The 22,019-nt window shown below is 63.7% G+C and carries 17 protein-coding genes and 1 pseudogene; 15 read left to right on the plus strand and 3 right to left on the minus strand.

The features are described from left to right. Positions 1 to 128: 128 nt before the first annotated feature. From CKO15_RS10035 to CKO15_RS10070, 8 genes and pseudogenes are all read left to right on the plus strand, one after another. Positions 129 to 887: pseudogene (locus tag CKO15_RS10035) on the plus strand (S16 family serine protease); the annotation flags it as partial. Beyond that, entirely contained in the window at positions 880 to 1,791 is a 912-nt protein-coding gene (locus CKO15_RS10040; protein WP_200195735.1) for a universal stress protein, read from the plus strand. The pseudogene CKO15_RS10035 and the gene CKO15_RS10040, both read left to right, overlap by 8 nt. A gap of 363 nt (positions 1,792 to 2,154) precedes the next feature. Further along, on the plus strand, positions 2,155 to 2,832 hold the full coding sequence (locus tag CKO15_RS10045; protein WP_200195737.1) for an NAD(P)H-binding protein: 678 nt from the start codon (positions 2,155 to 2,157) through the stop codon (positions 2,830 to 2,832). Further along, positions 2,832 to 4,817, plus strand: a complete 1,986-nt coding sequence (locus CKO15_RS10050) for a TonB-dependent receptor plug domain-containing protein (protein ID WP_200195739.1) — start codon at positions 2,832 to 2,834, stop codon at positions 4,815 to 4,817. The genes CKO15_RS10045 and CKO15_RS10050 overlap by 1 nt, the downstream gene beginning before the upstream one ends. An 8-nt stretch (positions 4,818 to 4,825) precedes the next feature. Continuing rightward, complete coding sequence (locus CKO15_RS10055; protein WP_200195742.1) at positions 4,826 to 6,163, plus strand: HmuY family protein; 1,338 nt, start codon at positions 4,826 to 4,828, stop codon at positions 6,161 to 6,163. 436 nt (positions 6,164 to 6,599) lie between these two features. Beyond that, complete coding sequence (locus tag CKO15_RS10060; RefSeq protein WP_200195745.1) at positions 6,600 to 7,847, plus strand: HmuY family protein; 1,248 nt, start codon at positions 6,600 to 6,602, stop codon at positions 7,845 to 7,847. A 230-nt stretch (positions 7,848 to 8,077) separates the two neighbouring features. Further along, positions 8,078 to 9,541: a heme anaerobic degradation radical SAM methyltransferase ChuW/HutW gene (gene hutW, locus CKO15_RS10065; protein WP_200195748.1), complete on the plus strand. Its 1,464-nt coding sequence runs from the start codon at positions 8,078 to 8,080 to the stop codon at positions 9,539 to 9,541. A gap of 627 nt (positions 9,542 to 10,168) precedes the next feature. Beyond that, a complete protein-coding gene (locus CKO15_RS10070) occupies positions 10,169 to 12,439 on the plus strand; it encodes a TonB-dependent receptor domain-containing protein (RefSeq protein WP_420842139.1) in 2,271 nt (756 codons plus the stop codon). A gap of 244 nt (positions 12,440 to 12,683) precedes the next feature. On the opposite strand, the gene CKO15_RS10075 is transcribed toward CKO15_RS10070, so the two are convergent. Then, positions 12,684 to 13,211, minus strand: a complete 528-nt coding sequence (locus CKO15_RS10075; protein WP_200195753.1) for an HMA2 domain-containing protein — start codon at positions 13,209 to 13,211, stop codon at positions 12,684 to 12,686. A 188-nt stretch (positions 13,212 to 13,399) separates the two neighbouring features. On the opposite strand from CKO15_RS10075, the gene CKO15_RS10080 reads away from it, so the two are divergent. The 6 genes from CKO15_RS10080 to CKO15_RS10105 all read left to right on the plus strand — a co-directional run bounded on the left by CKO15_RS10080 (position 13,400) and on the right by CKO15_RS10105 (position 18,218). After that, positions 13,400 to 13,846, plus strand: coding sequence for a hypothetical protein (locus CKO15_RS10080; RefSeq protein ID WP_200195755.1), 447 nt, complete (start codon positions 13,400 to 13,402; stop codon positions 13,844 to 13,846). 13 nt (positions 13,847 to 13,859) lie between these two features. Then, positions 13,860 to 14,246: a hypothetical protein gene (locus CKO15_RS10085; protein WP_200195757.1), complete on the plus strand. Its 387-nt coding sequence runs from the start codon at positions 13,860 to 13,862 to the stop codon at positions 14,244 to 14,246. A gap of 12 nt (positions 14,247 to 14,258) precedes the next feature. Beyond that, a complete protein-coding gene (locus CKO15_RS10090; RefSeq protein WP_200195759.1) occupies positions 14,259 to 14,735 on the plus strand; it encodes a hypothetical protein in 477 nt (158 codons plus the stop codon). A gap of 3 nt (positions 14,736 to 14,738) precedes the next feature. Then, positions 14,739 to 15,464, plus strand: coding sequence for a YtxH domain-containing protein (locus CKO15_RS10095; protein WP_200195761.1), 726 nt, complete (start codon positions 14,739 to 14,741; stop codon positions 15,462 to 15,464). Next, positions 15,461 to 17,614, plus strand: a complete 2,154-nt coding sequence (locus tag CKO15_RS10100) for a heavy metal translocating P-type ATPase (RefSeq protein ID WP_200195763.1) — start codon at positions 15,461 to 15,463, stop codon at positions 17,612 to 17,614. Before CKO15_RS10095 ends, CKO15_RS10100 begins: the two co-directional genes overlap by 4 nt. A 70-nt stretch (positions 17,615 to 17,684) precedes the next feature. Then, complete coding sequence (locus CKO15_RS10105; protein WP_200195764.1) at positions 17,685 to 18,218, plus strand: FMN-binding protein; 534 nt, start codon at positions 17,685 to 17,687, stop codon at positions 18,216 to 18,218. Positions 18,219 to 18,329: 111 nt separating this feature from the next. Here the strand turns inward: CKO15_RS10105 and CKO15_RS10110 are convergent, their stop codons facing one another. Together CKO15_RS10110 and CKO15_RS10115 are read right to left on the minus strand one after the other, a co-directional pair. Then, positions 18,330 to 19,679 (minus strand): glutamate--cysteine ligase, encoded by a 1,350-nt coding sequence (locus CKO15_RS10110; protein WP_200195767.1) that lies wholly within the window; start codon positions 19,677 to 19,679, stop codon positions 18,330 to 18,332. Between the two features lie 19 nt (positions 19,680 to 19,698). Further along, complete coding sequence (locus CKO15_RS10115; protein WP_200195769.1) at positions 19,699 to 21,228, minus strand: AAA family ATPase; 1,530 nt, start codon at positions 21,226 to 21,228, stop codon at positions 19,699 to 19,701. A gap of 245 nt (positions 21,229 to 21,473) precedes the next feature. Here CKO15_RS10115 and hisI point away from each other — a divergent pair, with 245 nt between their 5' ends. Next, positions 21,474 to 21,902: a phosphoribosyl-AMP cyclohydrolase gene (gene hisI, locus CKO15_RS10120; protein WP_200195772.1), complete on the plus strand. Its 429-nt coding sequence runs from the start codon at positions 21,474 to 21,476 to the stop codon at positions 21,900 to 21,902. The last annotated feature ends 117 nt before the right edge of the window (positions 21,903 to 22,019 follow it).

Consider the following 22,019-nt stretch of genomic DNA (forward strand, 5'->3'; position numbering starts at 1 on the left):
GTGGAACGGCCCCACCACATCCGGTGGAATCGCCCCCCCACTTCCGGTGGAACAGCACACCCGCTTCGCGTGGAATCGGCACCCCACTTCCCGTGGAATGCACCCCCCACTTGAGGACTATTCCATACTTCGGCCGCCCGACCCGCATCACGGCCACGGCCCGCCCTGGCAGGGGTCAACTGATCGATATCGAGCGCGAAGCGAAACTCGGCGGTAATATCCACTCTAAAGGGGTGATGATCCTGTCGCGCTTTCTCGCCGGCCGCTTCGCCGGTGAGAGCGAGCTGTCGCTCTCGGCGAGCATCGCCTTCGAGCAGTCGTACTCCGGCGTCGACGGCGATAGCGCCTCGGTCGCCGAACTCTGCGCCCTGCTCTCGGCGATCGGTCAAGTGCCGCTCGCTCAAGGCATCGCGGTGACCGGCTCGATCAATCAGCTCGGCGAGGTCCAGGCGGTCGGTGGCGTGAACGAAAAGATCGAGGGTTTTTTCGAGGTCTGTCAGACGGCCGGACTGAACGGCGAGCAGGGCGTCGCCCTGCCGGCTAGCAATGTCCGACACTTGATGCTGCGTAAGCCGGTCCGTGACGCCGTAGCGGCGGGGCAGTTCCACATCTACCCGCTGCGCCACATCGATGAGGCGGTCGCGCTGCTGACCGGTAAGCCTGTTGGGCTAACCGATGCGCGGGCCGATCGGGCCGATGCGCAGCAGCAGGGGAGCCACGATACGGTCTATGGCCGTGTCGCCGAGCGCCTAGCCCGGTTTACCGCGACGCAGCGGGCGAGCTCGTCGGGAAGTGCCTCGGCGAGTACCGAGGAGCGAGCGAGCGACCCGGCCGCACCCTTAGCAGAAGACCGCGGCGATCGCGAGGAGCACGACGAACATGGATGAATCGATCGAGACAGTATGCGGAAACGGCAGCGGGAACGGCAGCAACAACGGCGGCGAACCAGGCGCCGGGCACCCGCCTACACCACCAAGACTGCATCGCGTCGTCGTCTTGCTCGATGCCTCGCGCGCGAGCTTGGCCGCCTTGGAACTCGCCGCCGACTGTGCGGCCCGCCGCGGCGCCGAACTCCTCGCCCTCTTTGTCGAAGAGAAGGATCTGCTGCGCTGCGCCGGCTATCCGTGGGCGCAGGAGATCGGCCTATCGGGCACGGTGCGCAAGATCGAAGCGAGCGAACTGGAGGCGGCGATGCGCGACCGCGCCGCGGCCGCGCAAGCTGCGCTGGCCCGAGCAGCCGACGGCCGCCTGCTGAAGTGGCAGCTGCAGGTCACCCGCGGTCGGGTCGCCCCGGCGACGCTGGCCATCACCCGCGCCGACGATCTGCTGCTGCTCGGTCGGGTCGGCTACGCCCGCGCCCGCGGACTGCGCATCGGCTCGACGGTGCAGGTGCTGGCATTGGAGGCCCCAGGCCCAGTCATCGTCTGCACCGAAACCTCGGCCCGGGCTGCGGCCGTCCGCACGGCGGTGCTGGCCGAGCCGGGCACCGCCGGCCTAGAGACCCTAACCCGCGCCCACCACCTCTTCGAGGCACACGAAAGATTGAGCACGGTACTCGTCAATGCGACCGACGAGGCGGCAGTCGCACCGCTGCGACAGTGGCTCACCGCCCACCACCCGCAGGCCCAGCTTCTCCATGTGCCGCATCTTAGCGACGAGGTCATCGCCCACTTGGTCGAAGAGCGCGGCATTGAAAAGCTGCTCTTCAGCCGCCGCCACCCCCTGCTCGCCGAAGGCTTGGTCTGCGATCTAGTAGAACGGCTGCGCATCCCCGTGACCATCGTCCCGTAACATCCTCCCCGCCTGACGATTGCGAAGCGATTCAGCAACGCTTGACACAGTAACGATAATCATTATCATCATCATCCAGCGACCCAGCTCCGCGCCTCGGGCCTCCCCTCCGGCCTCCGATGCGCCCTCTCTAGCCAGGCAGCCATCCCAAAAGCGCAGTTTATCGCCACGGCGCGATTAGCCGACCCGACCGACGTTACCGTTTCGACTCGGCGACGGGTCGCGGTGTCGGCAGGTGTCGTTCGGCCAGCGCTCGTCAGCAATAACAGCAGCGTGTGAGTGGCCGAGGATCGCCTCCCGGTCATCTCGACCCTGGCTAGCGGACCGGTCTCATGGCCCGGTCATTACAGAGGAGGCTTAGTCGTGAAGACCGTACTGCTCTTCGGCGCCAGCAGGGGGCTCGGCTTCGAGATCGCCCGCCAGCTCTACGTGCGCAATCAGCGGATCGTTGCCTTGGTTCGGCCCACCACCGACTCCGCTCTGCTCGAGCAGCTCGGGGTCGAAGTCGTCCGCGGTGACGCCACCAGCGCCGACGATGTCTCTAGCGCCTTCGCTCACGCCGGCAACGGCGCAACCGTTCTTTCGACGCTCTCCGGACGCGACGAGCAGGGCCACTTCGTCGATGAAATCGCCAACGCCCTGATTACCGACATCGCTCGCCACTCTACGACGGAGCGCTTTTTGCTGGTGACCGCCATCGGCTGCGGCGAGATGCGGCCCTTCCGCTCAGAGAGGGCGATCGCCGCCTTCGGCGATGTCGTCGATGCCAAGAGTCGCGCCGAGGCCTATCTTCGCGGCTCGGGCGTCCCGTACACGCTGATTCGCCCCGGCGGCTTAACCAACAAACCGGCCACCGGCGGCGGCATGTTGACCAGCAACTGGCTGGTCCACGGCTCCATTTCGCGGGCAGATGCAGCCGAGCAGATCGTCTCCGCCCTCGACTCCCCGCGAACGATCGATCGCGCCTTTGCTCTCGTCGACGAGGAGCTGGCCTATTTCGAAGGCGCAGAGCGCACCGTTGTGGCCGGAAGTGCTCCGTGATGCCGGCTTTCCAGCTCCCCTCTCAGCACTCAGCGCCCCGCGGCTCACGCAGAGTCCGCGCCGCCACGCTCTGCACCGCCCTCATTGCCGGGGCGCCGATACCCGTCAGCTTCACCGCGCAAGCCTCCTCTGACCACTCGGAGAACCACGTCCTAGGACGGATCTTGGTTACTGGAACGCTGGAGCAGATCCGTTATGAGGAGGCACCGGGCGGTTATAGCGAGATCGCTAGCGACACCATTCGACAGCGCCCGGTAACCAGCCTCGATAGCCTGTTAAGCGAGCTGCCGGGGGCCGACGTCCGCCGCGAACGGGGCGGCGGCGGTGTGCCGCAAATCCGCGGCCTCGATCGCGAACACACCCTGGTCTTGATCAACGGCCGTCGCATCAGCAACACCGATCGCCTCTTTCCGCACGCCAACTTCCGGATGGGGCAAGTGCCACCGGCGGCCATTGAGCGGATCGAGGTCGTTCGCAATCCAGCCTCTTCCGTCTACGGCGCCGATGCCCTCGGCGGCGCGATCAACATCATCACCCGACCCCCGCGTGACGAGTGGAGCGGCAGCTTGGGGGCGCGTTTCGGCAGCACCGAGCAAAGCGGCGGCACCGAACAAAACTACACCCTCTTTGGCGCCGGCCCCTTAGGCGAGCGCAGCGCCGGCATGGTGACGCTCGATTTTACGCACGCTGCCGCCATCCCCAATCGCAACGATCCGCAGCGCGATAGTACCGAGGAGCGCGAGGCGGTGAGCGGCTTTGCCAGCTTGCACTTTGAACCGACCCAGCAAGATCAGGAGGTTGAACTCTTCTACAGCGCCGTCCAGGAGGATCGCCACTTTAACGATGTGATGGATTTAGACCGCGATCTCTTTCAGTACACCGGCGGTATTCGGCACCGTTACTTCGCCTCATCGTGGCGCAGCCAAGTCGATCTTTATCGCAGCGAAAGCCGCTCGGAAGAGCACAATTTGAAGCGCGAAGATCGCTACGCCGAGGAGACCCTCCAAGCACAGGCGACCTACTACTGGCTGCCGACCCAGGAGACGACCGTCGCCGCCAACCTCCGCCGCGAGCGCTACCGCCGCGATCGCGACGGCCAACCCGATCTTCATGAGCGCTCAGCCGATCATCGCGGGGCGGTGCTCGAACAGCGCAGCTACTGGCTCGATGAGCGGTGGATTACGACGCTCGGCATTCGCATCGATGGCCACAGCGACTACGCCTCACAGAACTCGGCGCGGGTCGGTTCAGTCTATCACTTCACCGATCAGCTCCGCCTGAAGGCCGACTACGCCGAGGGGTACACCGCACCCGATCTGCGCCGCACCTCACCCGACTACGTCTTCACTCACCCGCCTTCCGACGGCAATGTCGTGCGCCACGGCAACCCCGATCTCAGCCCCGAGCAGGTCAAGAGCTACAGCGCGGGGATCGAGTTCGAAGATCGCCAGCGCCGTGCAGCAGCCACTTGGTTTCGCAACGAAATCAGCAATCTGATCGAGGCTAGCGCGGTTGACGGCCTCGCCAGCCCACCCTACGACGACGAGATCTGGGAACGCTGGGAGTATCAAAACATCAACCGCGCGGTCACCAACGGCGTTGAGCTGGAAGCTGCCTACGCCTGGCTAAACGGCCACCAGATCCGCGGCAACTACACCTACCTACAGGCCTTTGATAAAGACCGCGACGTCGACCTGCAGCGCCGTCCTGAGCACCGACTTAACGCAGTCGCCGAGGTGACGCCTTGGCACGGGGCCAGAGTAAATCTGCGCTACCAATACACCGGCGAGCAGCAGTTTGGCGGCCACACCCTGCCCGGTTACTCGGTGTTCCACACCGGTATCAGCCAAGCCTTTGGAACACACCTCACTGTGCAGGCGGGGGTGGAAAATCTCACCGATTTGCAACTGCAAGAGTTGGACGAACACTTCCCCTTCGAGCAGCGCGGCCGCTTTTACTACGCCGCAGCGAACTGGCAGTGGTGATCGATCACATGAGCAACCATGGCATGGGCAAAGATCGCATGGACAACAGTCACATCGATACGGTTCACAGCGGCAGAGCCCGCGAGGGCACGACTCTCCCGCTGGCCTCGCACCTGCTCTGGGCGCTGCTGAGCGCGGGCAGCCTCATGATTCTGCTTTCGGGCTGTATTGAGAGCAGTGGCGGTGGTGGTGGCAGTAGCGACTCGGGCGCTGGAGAGGCCCTCCCCGACCGTGACGCGATTCAAACCGTAGTCATCGACGTTACCGACCCGGAGCAGACCCGTTACTTGAACCTCGCGACCGGCACAGTCGCGGAGAGCGAGCCGGAGCAGTGGCATCTGGCCTTCTCGGGGCGGCAGATCCGCACCGACACCGCGCAAGAGGTGCACGGTTTTCTCGGCACCGACGCCCCTAGCGAATTGCTCGACAGCGACGGAGCGCCGAACCTGGAGGCGTTGCGTAACGCCGCGGCCGATGACTACATCGATCTGCTGATCGATTCATTTGCCGAGATCGACGCCGCGATCAGACCCGCAATCTCCGGTGACGTCCCGCGAGATGAGCCCGGCGACTTTTTCTACCAACTCGACATGAGCAGCATGCCACCGAGGTTGATCCACAACGACAGTGTCGGCTGGCTGATCAGGGGGCGGAATGGCGAGACCTATGCGCGACTTCGCGCCACCGATATCTACTTCGACATGGGCGGCAGTGAAGGCTTTCGCTACACCTTCACCATGGACCTTCAGCCGCGCGGGGCCGGGGGCTTTGAGTCGCACAGCCACGCCGCCGGCATCGAGTTCAGCGGCGAGCTGAAGCGGCACCGGCGCGACCAGCGCTGCTTCAACTTCAGCACCTACGATGCCCAGGAGCACCAACCGGGAGCGGCCGAATGCAGCGGCACGGCGTGGGATCTTAAGATCTTCCGCGACCCCACCGCCCGGATGGGCGAAGATCTGACCTTGCTGATCAACGGCGGCTTCGACCGCAACGGCGCCCCTCGGCCTGGGGCAGCCGCGGTGATCGGCTCTTTGCCGTGGTCGGAATTGGCTAGCAAACACAGTGCCGAAGAGGTTCCCGGCTACCCCGATCCCGATGCGTGGCTCCAAGACCGGGTAGAGAGCATCGCCGCCGACGACTGGTTCGTCGAAATCTCGTCCGAGGATCTCCCGTCCGGTGAGGCGCGCACGATCTGGCCTACTTACCGGGTCTACGTCATCGACACCGATGCCCTCGATCCGCTCGCACCGCGCTACGCCTTCCAGGTGATCGGTTACTACGACAGCAACGGCACCGCCGGCATCATCACGGCACGCTACGTCGAACTGCCAAATGACGCCCGATGAACGGGGACGGAACGATGCACCAGCATCACCCTGCAGACCTAGCCAGCAAGTCGGAACCGTCGGCCTGCGTGAGTCCGTCCCAAACGCCTGGATTTTACGCGCGGCGCCCACACCTGGAGCCATACCAATTGATACGCCCCGGCTCTATCACCACCGGTGGGCCGGAGACTCCCGGCGCACTGCGGTGCGCCACTTCAGCACGATGAGGTCGACCATGACGCACCCAGAGAACTGTGACCCAATCATCTGCAGTCCAACCTGCAGCCCGCCACCACCCAGCCGTGCCAAACCGCAAATGGCAGCTGTTGGTCTGATTATTGCCGCTTCTGCTCTCGGCTTCGGCTGTAACGATAGCAGCGTTTGCCCTTATAGCAGCCCAGGGGGCACTAGCAGCATTGACCCTGGTAGCAGCCCAAAGGAGACTTTTGCCCTACAAGTGGTCGATTACCGCGACGCAGATCACAATACGGGGCACGTCACCTTGCGCTTCCGTGGGCTTGATGCGGTGATGCTGGACGGAGAGGACGACAACGGCGCCGGCAACGCCCACCCGGGAGCGGCCAGCGCACAAGGCACGGACGATCCCTTTGCTCACCTGCCAGGGCGTTACATCGCCCCTGCCAGCACCGAAGAGGGCTTCGAGGAGTTGCAAGTCGACGCCAGCGATGGCTGGGCCTACGTCAATCTCGACCGAGGTGCGGTCGTCGACCCCGATGAAGACGACTGGCATCTTGCGCTGAACCGCTTCCGCGTCCGTCTCAACAGCGGCCCCTCGGGTCCTGGCGAGGTCCACGGCGCGCTCGGGCTGCAGCCACCGGCGGCGCTCTACAGCACCGATGACAGCGGCAATCCAGACTTCGATTCGCCCTTAGGGGCCGAATTTAGGGCCGCCGAACCGCGCCAGCACGTCGCTCGGCTGGTCTCTACCGACTTCTCCGATCCGGACAACTCGGTCAGCACGGAGTGGCAGGCCGATCGTCTAGTGCCGGCGATTGGCGATGAGTTCTGGAAGATGGACAGGTCGGACATGCCGCCATCGATTGTCGCCGACGAAGACTACGGCTGGCTGATCCGTGGCCGCGACGGTGAGAGCCATGCGCGGATGCGCGTGACCGATCTCTTCTTTACCATGAGTGGCGGTGCAGATTTCAAATATGAGCTCACCCTGAACATCGCTGAAGATGGCGACGGGGGGTTCGGGGCAGAAGATGTCCTTTTTGCAGGCGAGCTCGACCGTAACGATGGCGGCAAAGCCTGCTTCGACTTTGTCAGCGCCACCCCAGGCGCGGCCGATTGCTCAGGTGACGACTGGGATCTCATGGTCTATTGGGATGGCGCCGATCAGGGCATGGGTGGCGATCTCTTTGGCATCCTCCTGAACGGCGGTTACGGCCGCAACGGCGAACCGCGCAGTGGCAGTGCAGCAGTGATCGGTCCGGCGCCGATGGAGTGGTATACCGGTGAGCCAGGCGACGAACGCGGCCTCGGTGAGCTCGACCGTGCCGACGAAGTACCGGCCTTCGGCCACGCCATGGCCATCATACAGGATCAACCCGGTGGACTCTTCGACGACTATCCGTGGCACGAACTGCTCAGCCATGACGCTGCTACGCCAGGGGGACCGGTCTGGCCGAACTTCCGCGTCTATCTGATCCGTGACCAAGTCGCTGTCGCGAGCGATTGAGGCGATGCGGTCGACCGCTTGACACGCAAATAATAATGATTACCATTTAGCTTACGACCCAGCCAGCGGATCGCCTCTGCGCTGTCCGGCCAGCCAGGAACAACCACGCCAACTCGCTACCGTCGCACTTGCCGCAGCGCCGCAACACCCATCGCGGTGCTGGCGAGGCGCGTGGTGAAGTGTGTTGCCTTAGCAGTGCGCTAGCCTGCGGCCGCAGCGGAGGGAGAGTCATGCTGCCCGAATTAGAGAAGTTCTATACTGCCGCCACCGACGACCCGGTGCGTTTTGCCTTTTCCGGCAGGACTCCCATGATGCCTCGTCAAGAGAAGCAATTCGTCACCGAAGAGGAGCGTTTGGCAATCTGGCAGCGCATCGAGCAGTCGCCCCCCAATCCGGGCAAGCGGGTCGTTTACGTCAATATCCCCTTCTGCGTCAACCACTGCCTCTACTGCGGCTTCTTTCGCAACCGCTACTCCCCAGAAAAGTCGGCGGAGTACGTCGAACTGCTGATTCGTGAGATCGCTCGCGAAGCCCATCAGCCCTATATCGATGGGGCGCCGATCCACGCCCTCTACCTCGGTGGCGGCACTCCCTCGGCGCTAGAGACCCCGCACTTGGTGCGTCTGCTCCACCACCTGCGAACGCAACTGCCGCTCGCCGCCGACTGCGAGATCACGGTCGAGGGGCGGGTGCTGAACTTTGATGACGACAAGGTCGATGCCTGCTTCGACTGCGGCGTCAATCGCCTCTCGATCGGCATTCAGAGCTTCGATACCCGAGTCAGGCAGCAACAGGGTCGCCGCATGAGCGGCGAGGACGCGGCAGAGTTCATTGCCAAACTCCTGCGGCGCGATCGCGGCACCGTCATACTCGATTTGATGTACGGCCTACCGTGGCAGACCCCAGAGGTTTGGCAACGCGATCTTGAGACCTGCCTTGAACTGGCACCTGACGGGATCGACGTCTACGCCCTCAAACGGATTCCCGGCACCCCGCTCGATAAGGCGATCACCAACGAGAAGATCCCTCCTACCAGCACCCTCGCGGAACAAGGGGCCCTCTACCAGCAAGCGACCACCACACTGCAGCGGGCCGGGTGGCGGCAGATCAGCAACAGCCACTGGGCACGCACCCCGCGCGAGCGCAACCTCTACAACTTGTTAATCAAGGCCGGCGCCGAGTGTTTAGCCTTCGGCTCCGGTGCCGGCGGCAGCATTGAGCCCTACAGTTACGGCATTGCTACCGACATCAGTCACTATATTGCAGAGGTTGCGCGGGGGCGCAAACCGCTCGGTTTGATGACCGTCGCTGACGCAGCACAACCATTGCGCGACTTCATCATGGGGAGCGTCGAGATCGGCCGTCTCGATCTGCGCGAACTCTCAAATCGCCTGCCTCAGGCGCTCGGCCAACACCCACTGGTGCTGCGTTTGATTGAGCGCTGGCTCGCCGCCGGGCTGGCCGAGCGCCACGACGACTGCCTACTGCTGACTACCGCGGGTCGCTTCTGGGCTCCCAATCTGATCGGCGGACTGCAAGGCGTCTGCGCCCACCTCCTCGCCAGCGAGTTGGTCGAACCCGATGGTGGCGATTGTTGTGGATGCGGCAATTGTAGCGGTGGTGGTCGTGGCGGTTGTGCCAGCCCCACGGGATCGGCGCGTGTTCACCGTCTATTGACGTCCTCCTCTCCCTGAAGGGAGAGGATTCCTACTGCGAGGTTGCAAAATGAACACACAACACACGCTTCGGTGGGTTCCTGCCCCGAGACCGCCCAAGGAGATGGCTTGGTTATCGCCGCTACGCTCCACGAGGGAGCTTTTACGGCGGCGAACCAACCCATGCTCCCCAGGACTCACATTCTCGTATCTGACAGGCGTTACTTTCGGCCCGCCCGGCCGTAGGTTCCAAGAACATGACCAGTATAGCGGCGCTATGCGAATCCCCACAAGGGGATTCCCGCGCCGCGCGCTATCCTTCCCCGCCCTGAACGGCGGGGCTTGTCGCGCAACTGGTCAGCGCGAAAACTCTCGCGCACCCACACCTGCGGCAGAATGTCCTGCCTTACCCTAGAATCAATTGACAATGAGAATGACTATTGACAATAATACCATCACTCTTGGCGGCGCCTGCATCTGTCGGCGGGTCGCCGGGTACCGGGCGCCTATTAACGCTCTCTAAGCAGCGAAGACTGATGTTGAGCAAATGCTCCAGTCCCCGCGATGGGCGTGAAAAAGTTGTGCGCCAGCCAGAAGCCTCTGGACTTCAAGCCAGCCCGTACACAACGCCCAGAACAAAACGGTCAAGTCCATAGGAGTCCCATTGTGCAGAAGAGTGAAATCAAACCTCCCCGCACCCACCGATGCACCCTTGCCGTAAGTATCGCCCTGGGCTCTTTTGCTCTAGCGCCGACGACCGCCTCGGCCAACCAGAGTGTTGAACTGGCACCGGTTACCGTGACCGGCGCTGGTTTTGAACAGCTAATCACCGAGACTCCGGCGAGCATCTCCGTGATCACCCGTGAGGATCTGCAACGCCGGCAAGTGAGCAGCCTCGCGGAGGCCCTAGAGGGGATCGAAGGCGTCAACGTTCGGCCCCTCGATGCCCGTGATGGCAAGACCGGCAACCAGTCTATCAGCCTGCGCGGTCTGCCACGGGAATACACACTGATCCTGATAGACGGTGTGAGGCAAAATCCTCGCGGTCTGGTCACCCCAAACTCGTTCGATGACACGCAATCCGTGTTCATTCCTCCGGTGGCAGCAATTGAGCGTATCGAAGTCATTCGCGGCCCCATGTCCACTCTGTATGGCTCTGACGCCATGGGTGGAGTGGTCAATATCATCACCCGCCGCCCGGGAACCGAGTGGAATCGTTCGGTCTCGGTGAGCAACACCTTCCAGAGCGATTCCCGATTTGGCGGAGAATCCACTCTGGAGGGTTATGCGTCTGGCCCTCTGATTGACGATCGTCTATCCCTGCAAGTCTACGGACGTCTGTTTGAGCGCGCCGAGTCCCAACTTCGGATCCCCGGCGTGGATCAATTTGATGACCAGCGACTTGTAGAGAGTGCCACCATGGGGCAAAACCCGGTGGGCGCGAATATCTCCACTGTAGGTGGCCAATTGTTGTTTACGCCGAACCGGCAACATGAGTTGACGGCCACATTCAATTACTCCGAGCAGGAGTATAATAACGACCGTGGCCAGATTGGTGGCTTGCACAGAGAGCGCGGTGACGAAGGTCCTTGTGCCACGGGAAGTGTGAACGACCCGAATTTCTGTCGCGGCTATGAGCGGGAGTTACAGTTCAACCGCTCCCAGTTCACCCTTGGGCATCTTTGGGAACTCGACTATGGCTTTCTCGAGACGAAGTTGACCAGGGATTTTTTAGAGACGAAGGGGCGCACAATCGCAGCGGGCAGCGGCTTGCCACTGGAGCAGGAAGGCGGACCCCGCACGCTTGAGCTGGAAACCTATATTCTGGATACCCGTTTGGTGAGCTTTTTGGGCGACCATGTGCTGACAGTAGGCGGCCAGTATATTGATCCGGAACTGACGGATGGCTTATTCGGCGGCGGATCGGTGAGTGTCTCCCAGCACAGCCTGTTTGTCGAGAATGAGTGGTCTGTAAGGCCTGATGAGCTGACTCTCACCGGGGGGTTGCGTTACGACGACAACGAAGCTTTCAGCGGCCAGCTCAATCCACGCGCCTATGCGGTTTGGAGTGCAACGGATGAATGGACGTTCAAAGGTGGTGCAGGCCGTGGATTCCGTGCTCCCGAGATTCAGGATTTGACCGACGGAATCATCGGTTTTGGTGATCGGGGTAGCAGGCCGATCCGGGGCAATCCCGAACTGGAGCCAGAGATCGCCACCAATGTGGAGGCTTCCGCCCTCTACGATAGTCAACAAGGATTCAGAGCCCAAGCCACGGTCTTCCACACTAAGCTTGAGGATCTGGTAGAAAGTGGTACCGGCGCAAACGAAGGCCGATCGCTGAACATTGGTGAAGCGGTGGTCCAAGGCCTTGAGCTGGAGGGTTCCTACCGCTTCAATCCAGCCTGGACTCTTTCCGCCAACTATACCTATACCGATAGTGAGGTGACCAAGACCCAGCTAGATACCGGGGACCCCTTGCAAGGAATTGCCAGCAAGGAGGGTGATCCCTTGACGAGTGTGCCCGATCACATGCTCAACGCCACTCTGGCCTGGCAGGCGACACCACAACTGGAAACCTTCCTATCTGCGGAGTATCGCAGCAGCGCATTCCGCCCGCGCAATTACCACGAGCCCATGACCGGTGGCAATTCGCAGGGGGCTGTGGAAGAGGGCTGGCGTGACAGTAACAGGGTCATTGGGGATTTCTCTGGCTACACACTCTGGAACCTCGGTGCCAACTATCACGTCAGTGACAATGTCCGTCTCAATGGTGTGATTACCAACTTGCTCGATAAGGACTTCAAGGACTACAAGACTTACGACCGTTGTGACGGCGGGGGCTGCACAGTTGTTGAAGAGGGTGGCTTGAGCAATCGCTACAACACCATTCTGCCCGGTCGTGCGTTCTTCGTATCGGTGAGCGCCGACTTCTGATGGGTGCCTGGAGAACTCGGTGGGCGCCTGGCAAAGCCAACACGTGAAGCCAACACGGCGATCGCCGGCTGGGATTGCTGGCTCCTGGGAGCACCGGCTCCTGGGAACGCCGGCGTCCTCGCCGGCACTCTTTGAGAGCGCTGGTTCCTGGGAGCGCCGGCGTCCTCGCCGGTATTTTTTTTATGCCTGCCGACGAGGACGTCGGCGTTCCCGGGAAAGGCGCTCGATACAGTCTAAACGGAACTCAGCGCACCAAGTGGCGCCGATAGACGTAGAGATGGACGATCAGCGCCGCGGCAAAGGTCCACCCCGTCACCGTGTGCCAATAGCGCCACCCTGGCGTTCTAAAGACACCGGTGACCATGACCACCGCCAGGCTGACCAGCATGACCTGTTTGGCGTAGCGGTTGGCGACCATGCGCAGCGGGCGCGCTTTGCGGCGTGCGGCTCGTCGTGGACGCGGTGAACTCGGCGCCGTAGTGCAGCGGCGTGCCCGTGCCCCCTCCTCTGTCGTCGCAGCGCTGTCAGGCGCATCCCATAGACGGGCGGCTGTCTCTAACACCTCCCGCTCCATCGCTGCGCAAGGGTGTGACTCGGGAGTGTAGTAGACCACAAGCGAGCCGGCTTTCGGATTGCCGCGCAGCTCCACTACGGGGTCGAGCTGTTGCAGCGCCTCCTGCAGACGACTGAGCGTTGCAGCGCGGTGCAGCTGTGGTCCGCGCAGGCGCAGACGACCAGGAATCGAAGCGGCAATCTCAATCACGATATTCAAGGAATGGGTTAGGATAGATGGGGCCGAGCCTAGCGCTCTTGCCCTGACCGGTCAACCAGCCCAAAATAGGCGCAGCTTTCGCGTCACATCCTAGCCAGCACGCCGCCAGCCATGGATGCCGAAGCCGCGTAACCGATGCCGCGTGGCCGGTTCGGTGTCGGGTGGGCGCCCTGTGCAAGGAGGACGAATTGGCTGCTGACCGAACCTCTACTCACGATCGTCGTGATCGGAACCCACCGGCGCCCAGTGGGCGCACAGCCGATGCACATCCGGTCTGGGATCTGCTGAGTCGCGTTCGCATCGCCCACCATATCAGCGGCCGGATTCGGCTCAAACTCGATCTCGATTTGGCCGCCAGCGGCTTTCGTCTGCCCAGTGCCGATGCGCTCAAGCAAGCCAACGCCGTGCTGCAGCGGCTGCCCGGTATCGCTGCGGTGCGCATCAACCCCTACGCCCGCTCCTGTCTAATCGAGTACGATCCCGAGCAGATTCCCGATGCCGCATGGAGTGACCTTTTAACCGGACACGACTCCGCCGCCACCGCGACGCTACAACGCCTGATCGCCGAGACATTAGAGGAGAGGGCTGTTCAAGCCGTCGTGCAGGAGGCACTGCCCGTGCCCGATCGTCAGTGATGGAGAGTAAGCCATGCATCCGATTCTACCCTTTGCTGCCGGCTTAGCCGCTGGTGCACTGCTCGTTCGCTTGGTCAAGAGTGATCAGACCCGCAGCGGCCTAGAACGGGCTGGACAGAGCGTCCGGCGTGCGACCACTTCGAGCCTGAAGAGCATTGAGGGCGCATCGGCACGCGCCCGCGACTACCTAGAGGCTCCAGATACGGCGCAACCGGAGCCAGCGCACCCGCACAGCGCCGACAATGCCCACGAAGTTGGCCACGGCGATGGACAAGATAGCGCTCACGGTACCAGCCATACCACCGGCCACAGCGATGGCCCTGACACGGCAGAGTCGAGCCCGTCGAGCCAACCACCGGCGAACAAGGGCGGCAGCTCTCGGCGCAAATCTTCTTCTTAAGCGAGGCACACCATGGTTCGTTACCCGCTCCCCTACTACCCTCCCCGCTACGACCACGCCCCGCCCGGCACACCGGGGCGCTACGGGGCAGCGACGACATCGGCGGCGTACCCGCCGCCTGCCCGGCCCTTCGTCACCCCCTTCGTCGAGGAGCGCCGCGACTACACCGGACACTTTATTCGCGGCCTAGTCGCCGGCGCCTGTCTCTCTGCCGTCCGTCACGGGCTGCAGCACGGCGGTTTAGGCGCTGACGGTCGCACCGTAGCGCGACAAGCGCTGCAGGAGGGGACCGCCCTCGCCGCCGGTGCCCGCGCCGCGGTAGCGGTTGCCGAACGCGACTTCGCCACCGCAGCACTCTCGGCCAGCGCCGGTCTAGCCGGGGTCTATCTCATCGAGCGACTGCTCGGCCCTGCCACGCCGGAGGGCCGCACCGCACAAGCCACCTGGGCAGCCGACGATAACGCAAACGCAACAGAGATCGAGGGGTGAGGAATGAGCAAAGAGGACGATAAGGATCGGGAGAAGGCACAACCGGCGTGGCAGTGGGAGAACGGGCACTACGGCGTTCCCCCTTACGGCTGCCCGCCACATCCGGAGTCCGGTCATCCGCACGGTGACGCGCCCGGGCATGGCCATGGGCAAGCCTACGCTCACCCGCACGGCCCCGGCCTCCATCCTGGGCACCATCACGGGCACCCCGGTCACTACCCTGGCTATTACCCTGATCACCACCCCGGAAATTACGGCCCCTATGGCTACCACGGGCCTTACGGCCCCTATCCGGGCGCTGCCTATGGCTCCGGCCTCCCCTACTCAAGCGCCCATGCGCCGGCCGGTTACCCCCCCCATCCGCCCTATCCCTACCCTTCACCGCAGCCAGGCAGCGGTCCCGCTGCCGGCCCGGGCGACCCCGGTCAGGGCGCCGGAGCGGGCTACGGTCATGGTTATGGTTATGGGCCGGGAGCAGGAGCGAGCACAGGCCTGCAAGGGTGGCTCCAAGGACTGCTGGGTGCCCCCCACTCACAGCCATTCCTGATGGGGTTGGCCGTTGGCGCGGGCGCGGCATGGGTCCTCAGCGACGAGGAGACCCGGGAACGACTCATGCGGGCCGGCGTCAGCCTCTACTCGAATCTGACCGGCGGCGCAGAGGAGCTTAAAGAGCAGATTGCCGACATTCAGGCTGAGCTCGACGCTGAGCGGCATAAAAACCAATCATGACCGGTGGTGGTTGGTTCACCGAACTGGAACCGATCCACGCAGTTTGGGGCGGAAGCTGGGGGCGGGTCCGCTTCCGCTACCGCTGCATGGCCACCGCACCGCTGGTCGAGAAGGGCATTGAGCGCGCCATTGAGGCCATTAAGGGGGTGCGCAGCGTTCGTGCCAAGGGGCGAATCCGCTCGCTGGCTGTTGAGTTCGACACCGAACTGACCGACGTCTACACCCTCTCCGAACAGATCCTCGCCCTGGTACCGCCGGAGCACAGCCCCCTACCCTGCCGACCGCGGGAACGACGGCGCGGCTGGGGGACGACGCTGCTCAGCAGTGCCGCCGTTCTTGCCTCATTCAAACTCAGCCCGGCGATCCTCTTCCCGCTTAGCGCGGTCACCGCCGCACCGGTGATGGTGAAGGCGGCCGGGGATCTCTTCACGCGCGGTCTGAGCTCGCACGTGCTGGAGGCGACTGCGGTGGCAATTTCGCTGGCGCGACACGACTTTCTTGCCGCCAACGCCACCGCCTTCCTGCTGGCCGTCGGCGAGCAACTAGAGGAGACGATCGCACGCCGCTCCGATACCCTCCTAAAAGACCTCATGCACCCAACCGATAACGAGATCTGGGTCGAGCGCGACGGTGTCGAGGTGCTGGTCGACTCGCGTGAGGTCGAGACCGGTGACACCGTGATCGTCGCCACCGGCAAGGTCATCCCAGTCGACGGCACGGTGCTAAGCGGTGTGGCCCTGGTCAACGAGGCGACCATGACCGGCGAGAGCGTAGCGGTGACCCGCCGCCGCGGCGATACCGCCCTCTCCGGTACACTTGTTGAGGAGGGGCGGATTGCGATCTACGCCGAGCAGGTCGGCAGTCGTGCCGCCGCCTCGCGCATTGCCGATTTCGTCGAGCAGGCACTGACAGCGAAGAGCGATACGCAGTTGCAGACCGCTCGCTTAGCCGACGGGCTCGTGCCGATGGTGGTGGGGCTCTCGGGAGCAACCTGGCTGCTCGCCCGCGATTGGGAGCGAGTCGCCGCCGTCTTGCAAGCCGACTACTCCTGCGCGCTGAAGCTGGCCACGCCGGTGGCCTTTAAGGCGGCGATGTACCGGGCAGGCGGCAGCGGCATGCTGGTCAAAGGGGCCGATGCGCTGGAGCGTTTGGCTGCCGCCGATACCTTCGTCTTCGATAAGACCGGCACCCTGAGCAGCGGCTTGCTGGAGGTGACCGACTCAATCACCTTCGATGCCAGCTACACGGCGGAGGATCTGATCAATCTCGCCGCCTCGGTCGAGGAGCACTACTTCCACCCCATGGCGATCGCCGTAGTGCGTGCCTCCGAGCGCCTAGCCCACCCGCAGCACTTCAACCACCAGGAGGTCGAGTTCATCGTCGCCCACGGTGTCGCGAGCGATATCGACGGCAAACGCATCGTCGTCGGCTCTCGTCACTTCCTCAAAGACCACGAGGGCATCGACACGACCCCCCACGAAGCGCTCTTTGAGGATCTGATGCGCCAGGGCAAAACCCTGCTCTACATCGGCTTTGGCGGTCAGCTGCTAGGGGTCATCGCGCTGCAGGATACGCTACGCGAAAACAGCGCCGCGACCATTGCTACCCTGCGCCAGCTCGGTGTCCAAGAGGTCATCATGCTGACCGGCGATCATCGCGAGCGCGCACAGGCGACCGCGACGACACTCGGCCTTGATGACTTCCGCGCCGAACTGCTCCCGGAGGAGAAGGCCGAGGTCCTCAATGAGTTGGCGGCACAAGGCAAAAAGATCGCCTTCGTCGGCGACGGCATCAACGACGCCCCTGCCCTCTCCGGCGCCCATGTCGGTCTCGCCATGCACCACGGTGCCGAGTTCGCCCGACTCGCCGCCGATATCACGCTCCTTGAAGACGACATTGAGCGGGTTGCCGATGCCAAGCGGCTGGCCCTCGCGACCGAGCGTCTGATTCACAGCAACTTCCACCTGACGGTGGGGCTGAATTCGACCATTCTGCTGGCGGCGGCGGCCGGCCTCCTCTCGCCGGTAACCACTTCGGTACTCCACAACGGCAGCACCATATTGACGCTGCTGCGCGCGCTAGCCGGCCCGGCGCGCTCCTCGCGGACGGGCGCAACGGTTAAAACGCCTCATAAGGTGGAGAGAGCTTGATTGGGAAACGATAATCGTTAACAATTAGAAGGTGTCCGGCAGCCCAGCCTTCAGGAGAGAGACCCGAGCCATGACCAGCCCATCCAGCCCACCCACGCGACCGGGTCCATCGCGTGCAGCCTTCGCCACCGCAACCGCCGCCCTGCTCTGCACCGCCGCATTTCTGATCAGCGGCTGTGACTCGACATCCGCCCCCTCTTCGGAAACGGTGAGTGGCGACTCGACACGCCCGACTCCGATCTACGAGGATGGGACCTATCGCGGCGGTTTCTTTGATCGCGATGAGATCCAGGTCGTCGTTCAACTCACCTTAGCAGACCAGAGGGTGACCGACGCCCGCTTTCGTTACTTGACTTACTCCGGCACCGATCACCTGAACGCTGAGACGGACCCGGCCGCCGGCATCGGCAAACAGTACCAAGCCCTACTTAATAGTTTGATCGGCGAGGAGATTCACACGGTTCTGCCGAAACTCTACGAACCGGGCGAACGGATCGCCCCCGAATACGACGAGGTCGACGGGGTCAGTGCCGCGACCATCCGCGCCTCCAAGGTCATTTCGGCGATCCGCGACGCCCTCAATCGGGGAGTCTACGCCTACTGAGCGCTCTCTCCCTCGGCTGTCGTCCGCAGCCATGCGCCGCCTCGCCACCCCCCCTAAACCGCAAGCGGCTATAGGCGGGGGGCTGCGGCGCAATTTATCTGCAGCGCAATATTAGTAGGCGTACTCACGATAGACCGGCGTCACTTGCTCCTGCCAGCGCTGATGGTACGCCTCTAGGAGCTCCTCAGCCGGGGTGCGTCCGCTCTCGACTCTCTGCCACAACGTCTCGAGGTGGCGGCGTTCGTCGCGCCCGCGTGGGTCGAGGCGCTGGCGGTTGCGCAGCCCCTCTTCGGCGATCGTCAGCACATCGCGGGCGATCTCCTGGACGCGGCGATTGCGAAACGGCGTCTGCAGCGCGGTGCGAGGGACGGCGTGACGCAGGGCAACGACCTCTTCCGCCCGCCAGTCGGCGATCAGCTCGGCGGCCGCTGCCAGCGCCGCCTCATCGTAGAGCAGCCCCGTCCACAGTGCCGGCAGGGCGCAGAGCCCGCGCCAGCCGCCGCCATCGGCGCCGCGCATCTCGAGAAACTGCTTCAGCCGCACCTCGGGAAAGAGGGTCGAGAGGTGCAGGTCCCAATCCGCCAGCGTCGGCCGCTCGCCAGGGCACTGGGGCAAGCGGCCGGCGAGAAAGTCCCGGAATGACGCCCCGGCACAGTCGATAAAGCGGTCGTTGCGGTAGACGAAGTACATCGGCACATCGAGCGCGTAGTCGACGTAGCGCTCAAAACCCATCCCTGACTCAAAGACGAAGGGCAGGATCCCGCAGCGCTGCGCATCGGTCTCCTCCCAGACCCGACTGCGGTAGCTCAGATAGCCGTTGGGTCGGCCCTCGGTCAGCGGCGAGTTGGCGAAGAGCGCGGTGGCAATCGGCTGCAGCGCCATACCGACGCGCAGCTTACGCACCATGTCGGCCTCACTGGAAAAGTCGAGATTGACCTGCACCGTGCAGGTCCGCACCATCATATCGAGCCCCATGGTGCCGACTTGCGGCATGTAGCGGCGCATCACTGCGTAGCGCGCCTTCGGCATCCACGGGATCTGCTCGCGGCGCCACTGCGGGTGAAAGCCGAAGCCGAGCATGCCGACCTGCAGCTCGCGGGCGACGGTATCAACCTGTGCCAAGTGGTCGCGCACTTCGACACACGACTCGTGCAGCGTCTCGAGCGGCGCCCCCGAGAGCTCGACCTGGCCGCCAGGCTCCAGGCTCACCGAGGCGCCTCCGGGGCGCTTCAAGGCGATGATCTGCTCGGCCTCATAGACCGGCTCCCAGCCAAAGCGCAGCAACCCCTGCAGAAAGGCGCCGATGCCACGCGGGCCTTCGTAGGGCACCGGCGAGCCGTCCTCAATGTGGTGGACGAACTTCTCGTGCTCGGTACCGATCCGCCACTGCGCGGCCGGCCGACACCCCTGCTCAAGGTGGGCGGCCAACTGCTGTGGATCGGTAACCGGTGCGGAGGTCATGCTGGGTCTCTCGGAAGCGTTACTGATCGGCATCAATCGTCTCCACGAAGGGCGCCTCCTCACCGCCCGGCGGCTCGGCAATACGCAACTGCGCCTCAAGCACCGACTCATCGGCCTCGGAGGGGTCGCGTCCGGCAGCCAAACGCTTGCGCAGACGCTGCCGCAGCGTCTCCTCGCTGGCACTGACGTGCAAGATGCGGAAGCGGCAGCCAAGCTGTTCGGCCAGGGCCAAGAAGGGACGCCGGCGCTGTGCTTTAAGGAAGGCGGCATCGACGACGACCGAGAACCCGGCGGCGAGCGCACTGTGGGCCTGCTCTAAGAGGTAGTCGTAGGTGCGATCGCTCGCCTCGCTTGAGTAGAGGCCGGAATTAAGCTGCGAGTCGGAACGCTCCTCGGCGCTGAGACCGTAGAGCCGCTTGCGTTCGACATCGGAGCGTAGGCGAATGAATCCGCGCTCCTCGACCAAGCGCCGGGCCCGGCGGCTCTTACCCGAGCCCGAGAGCCCGTAGGTGATCACCAGCTCGGGCAGGCGTTTATAAGTAAACGCGAGGGCCAACTGGACGTGCTCTTCGAGCGCCTCCTGCGCCCCGCAGCCCCCACCCTGAGCCGCCTCGAAGCCGTTGATCTTCGCCCGGACCAGCGCCCGGTAGACGGCGTAGAAGGGCAGCACCTGCAGTGCCCCGTAGTCGCCGGTGCGCTGCAGATAGGTATCGAGAAAGCGATAGCGCAGCCGCCGCACCCCCTGAAACTCAAGATCCATGATCGTAAAGGCGATCTCATTCGCCGTATCGATCCAGCGCAGCTCAGGCGCAAACTCGATGCCATCGAAGATCAAGACCGTATCGTCGTACCAGGCGACATTGCCCAAGTGGAGATCGCCGTGGCACTCCCGCACCTGCCCCGCCTCACGCCGCTGCCGCAGCAGCGGGGTCAGCCGCTGCAGTTCGGCCTCGCTCCAGCGCTCTAGGGTGCGCAGATCGGCGCGCACACCGGAGGCAGCAGTCAAGTTCATCAACTGCTCAAAGTTCTGCCGCACCGGCACAGCGACCCGCTCCGGCAGCCCGTAGTCGGTCTCGGCAGCCGCCGCCGGCAGCCGGCTGTGGAAGTCGGCAACAGTCTCAGCGAGTTCGACCACTGCCTGCTCGGGCAGGCGTCCCTCACGCAGCAGCCGGTTCATCAAGGCGTGCTCGGGGAAACGCCGCATCAAGACGGCGTACTCGAAGGCCGTCGCCTCATCCCCATCAAGCTGTGGAGTGCTGGGGGTGCCGCTGATCGCGATCCGGCGTAGGTAGATGTGCGGGGCGAGGCGACCATTGAGACGGATCTCTTCGTCGCAGAAGTAGCGACGCTGCAGCAGAGTTGAGAAGTCGAGAAAGCCGAGGTCGACCGGCTTTTTGATCTTGATGGCGTACTCGCCGGCGAGTAGCACTGTGGAGATGTGCGTCTCGATTGAGCGCACCTCGGTCACTGCCCACGGGTAGCACTCGGGCTCAGAGAGCCGAGCACAGAGCTGGCGGTGGCTCTCTAGTGAGTCGATAGTCTCCGTCACGATCGCTCCTGCTGCCTGTTCAGAGGGGTGTGGCTACAAGCTCTTCAGCGCTACTGGCAAGGCGCTCCGGGCGCTGGGCACCGATCTGCAGTTGGGCAGCTTGCCCTCTCCGGTCTGGCGCTCTACTCCCGCCGCATCTTTGTCACCTGCCCACCTGTCACCAATCTAACAGAATCGCAGCCAGAATCGCAGCGCCAAGGCTGCGGGGCTTGGGAAAACTCCCCCTTTCCCCGTATAGTAGGGCCATGATTGAAGCGAACGAGACCGCTACAACCGGTACGAGTCTGCCCTGGAATGAGGTGCTTGCCACCCTGCCCTTTAGCGACGACGGCCTCCTGCCAGCCATCGCCCAGCAATACGATAGCGGCGAGGTGCTGATGATGGCCTGGATGAACCGGGCTGCCCTGACCGAGACCCTTGCCACTGGGCGCGTCTGCTACTACTCACGCTCGCGCCAGCGACTGTGGCGCAAGGGGGAGTCGTCCGGCAACACCCAGCACCTGGTCGAACTGCGGCTGGACTGCGACGGCGACACCGTGCTGCTGCTGATCGATCAGCGCGGGCCGGCTTGCCACACCGGGCGCCGCTCCTGTTTCTACAACCGAATCGAGGGCGACCAGGTGGTCGTCCGCCCCGCTGCGGCTGCGCCCCCCGCAGCGTCGACATCGTCGTAGAGCGGGCCGCGTCGTAACGGGCCGGTCTGGCGGGCTGCATCGCATCGCCCTCATCCGGTCCGGCGTCGTCGTCCGGCCGCGTCCAACAGCAGGCACTCAGCGCAAGCGCAATAGACC

The sequence above is a fragment of the Halorhodospira abdelmalekii genome, assembly GCF_016583625.1.
Lineage (GTDB): Bacteria > Pseudomonadota > Gammaproteobacteria > Nitrococcales > Halorhodospiraceae > Halorhodospira > Halorhodospira abdelmalekii.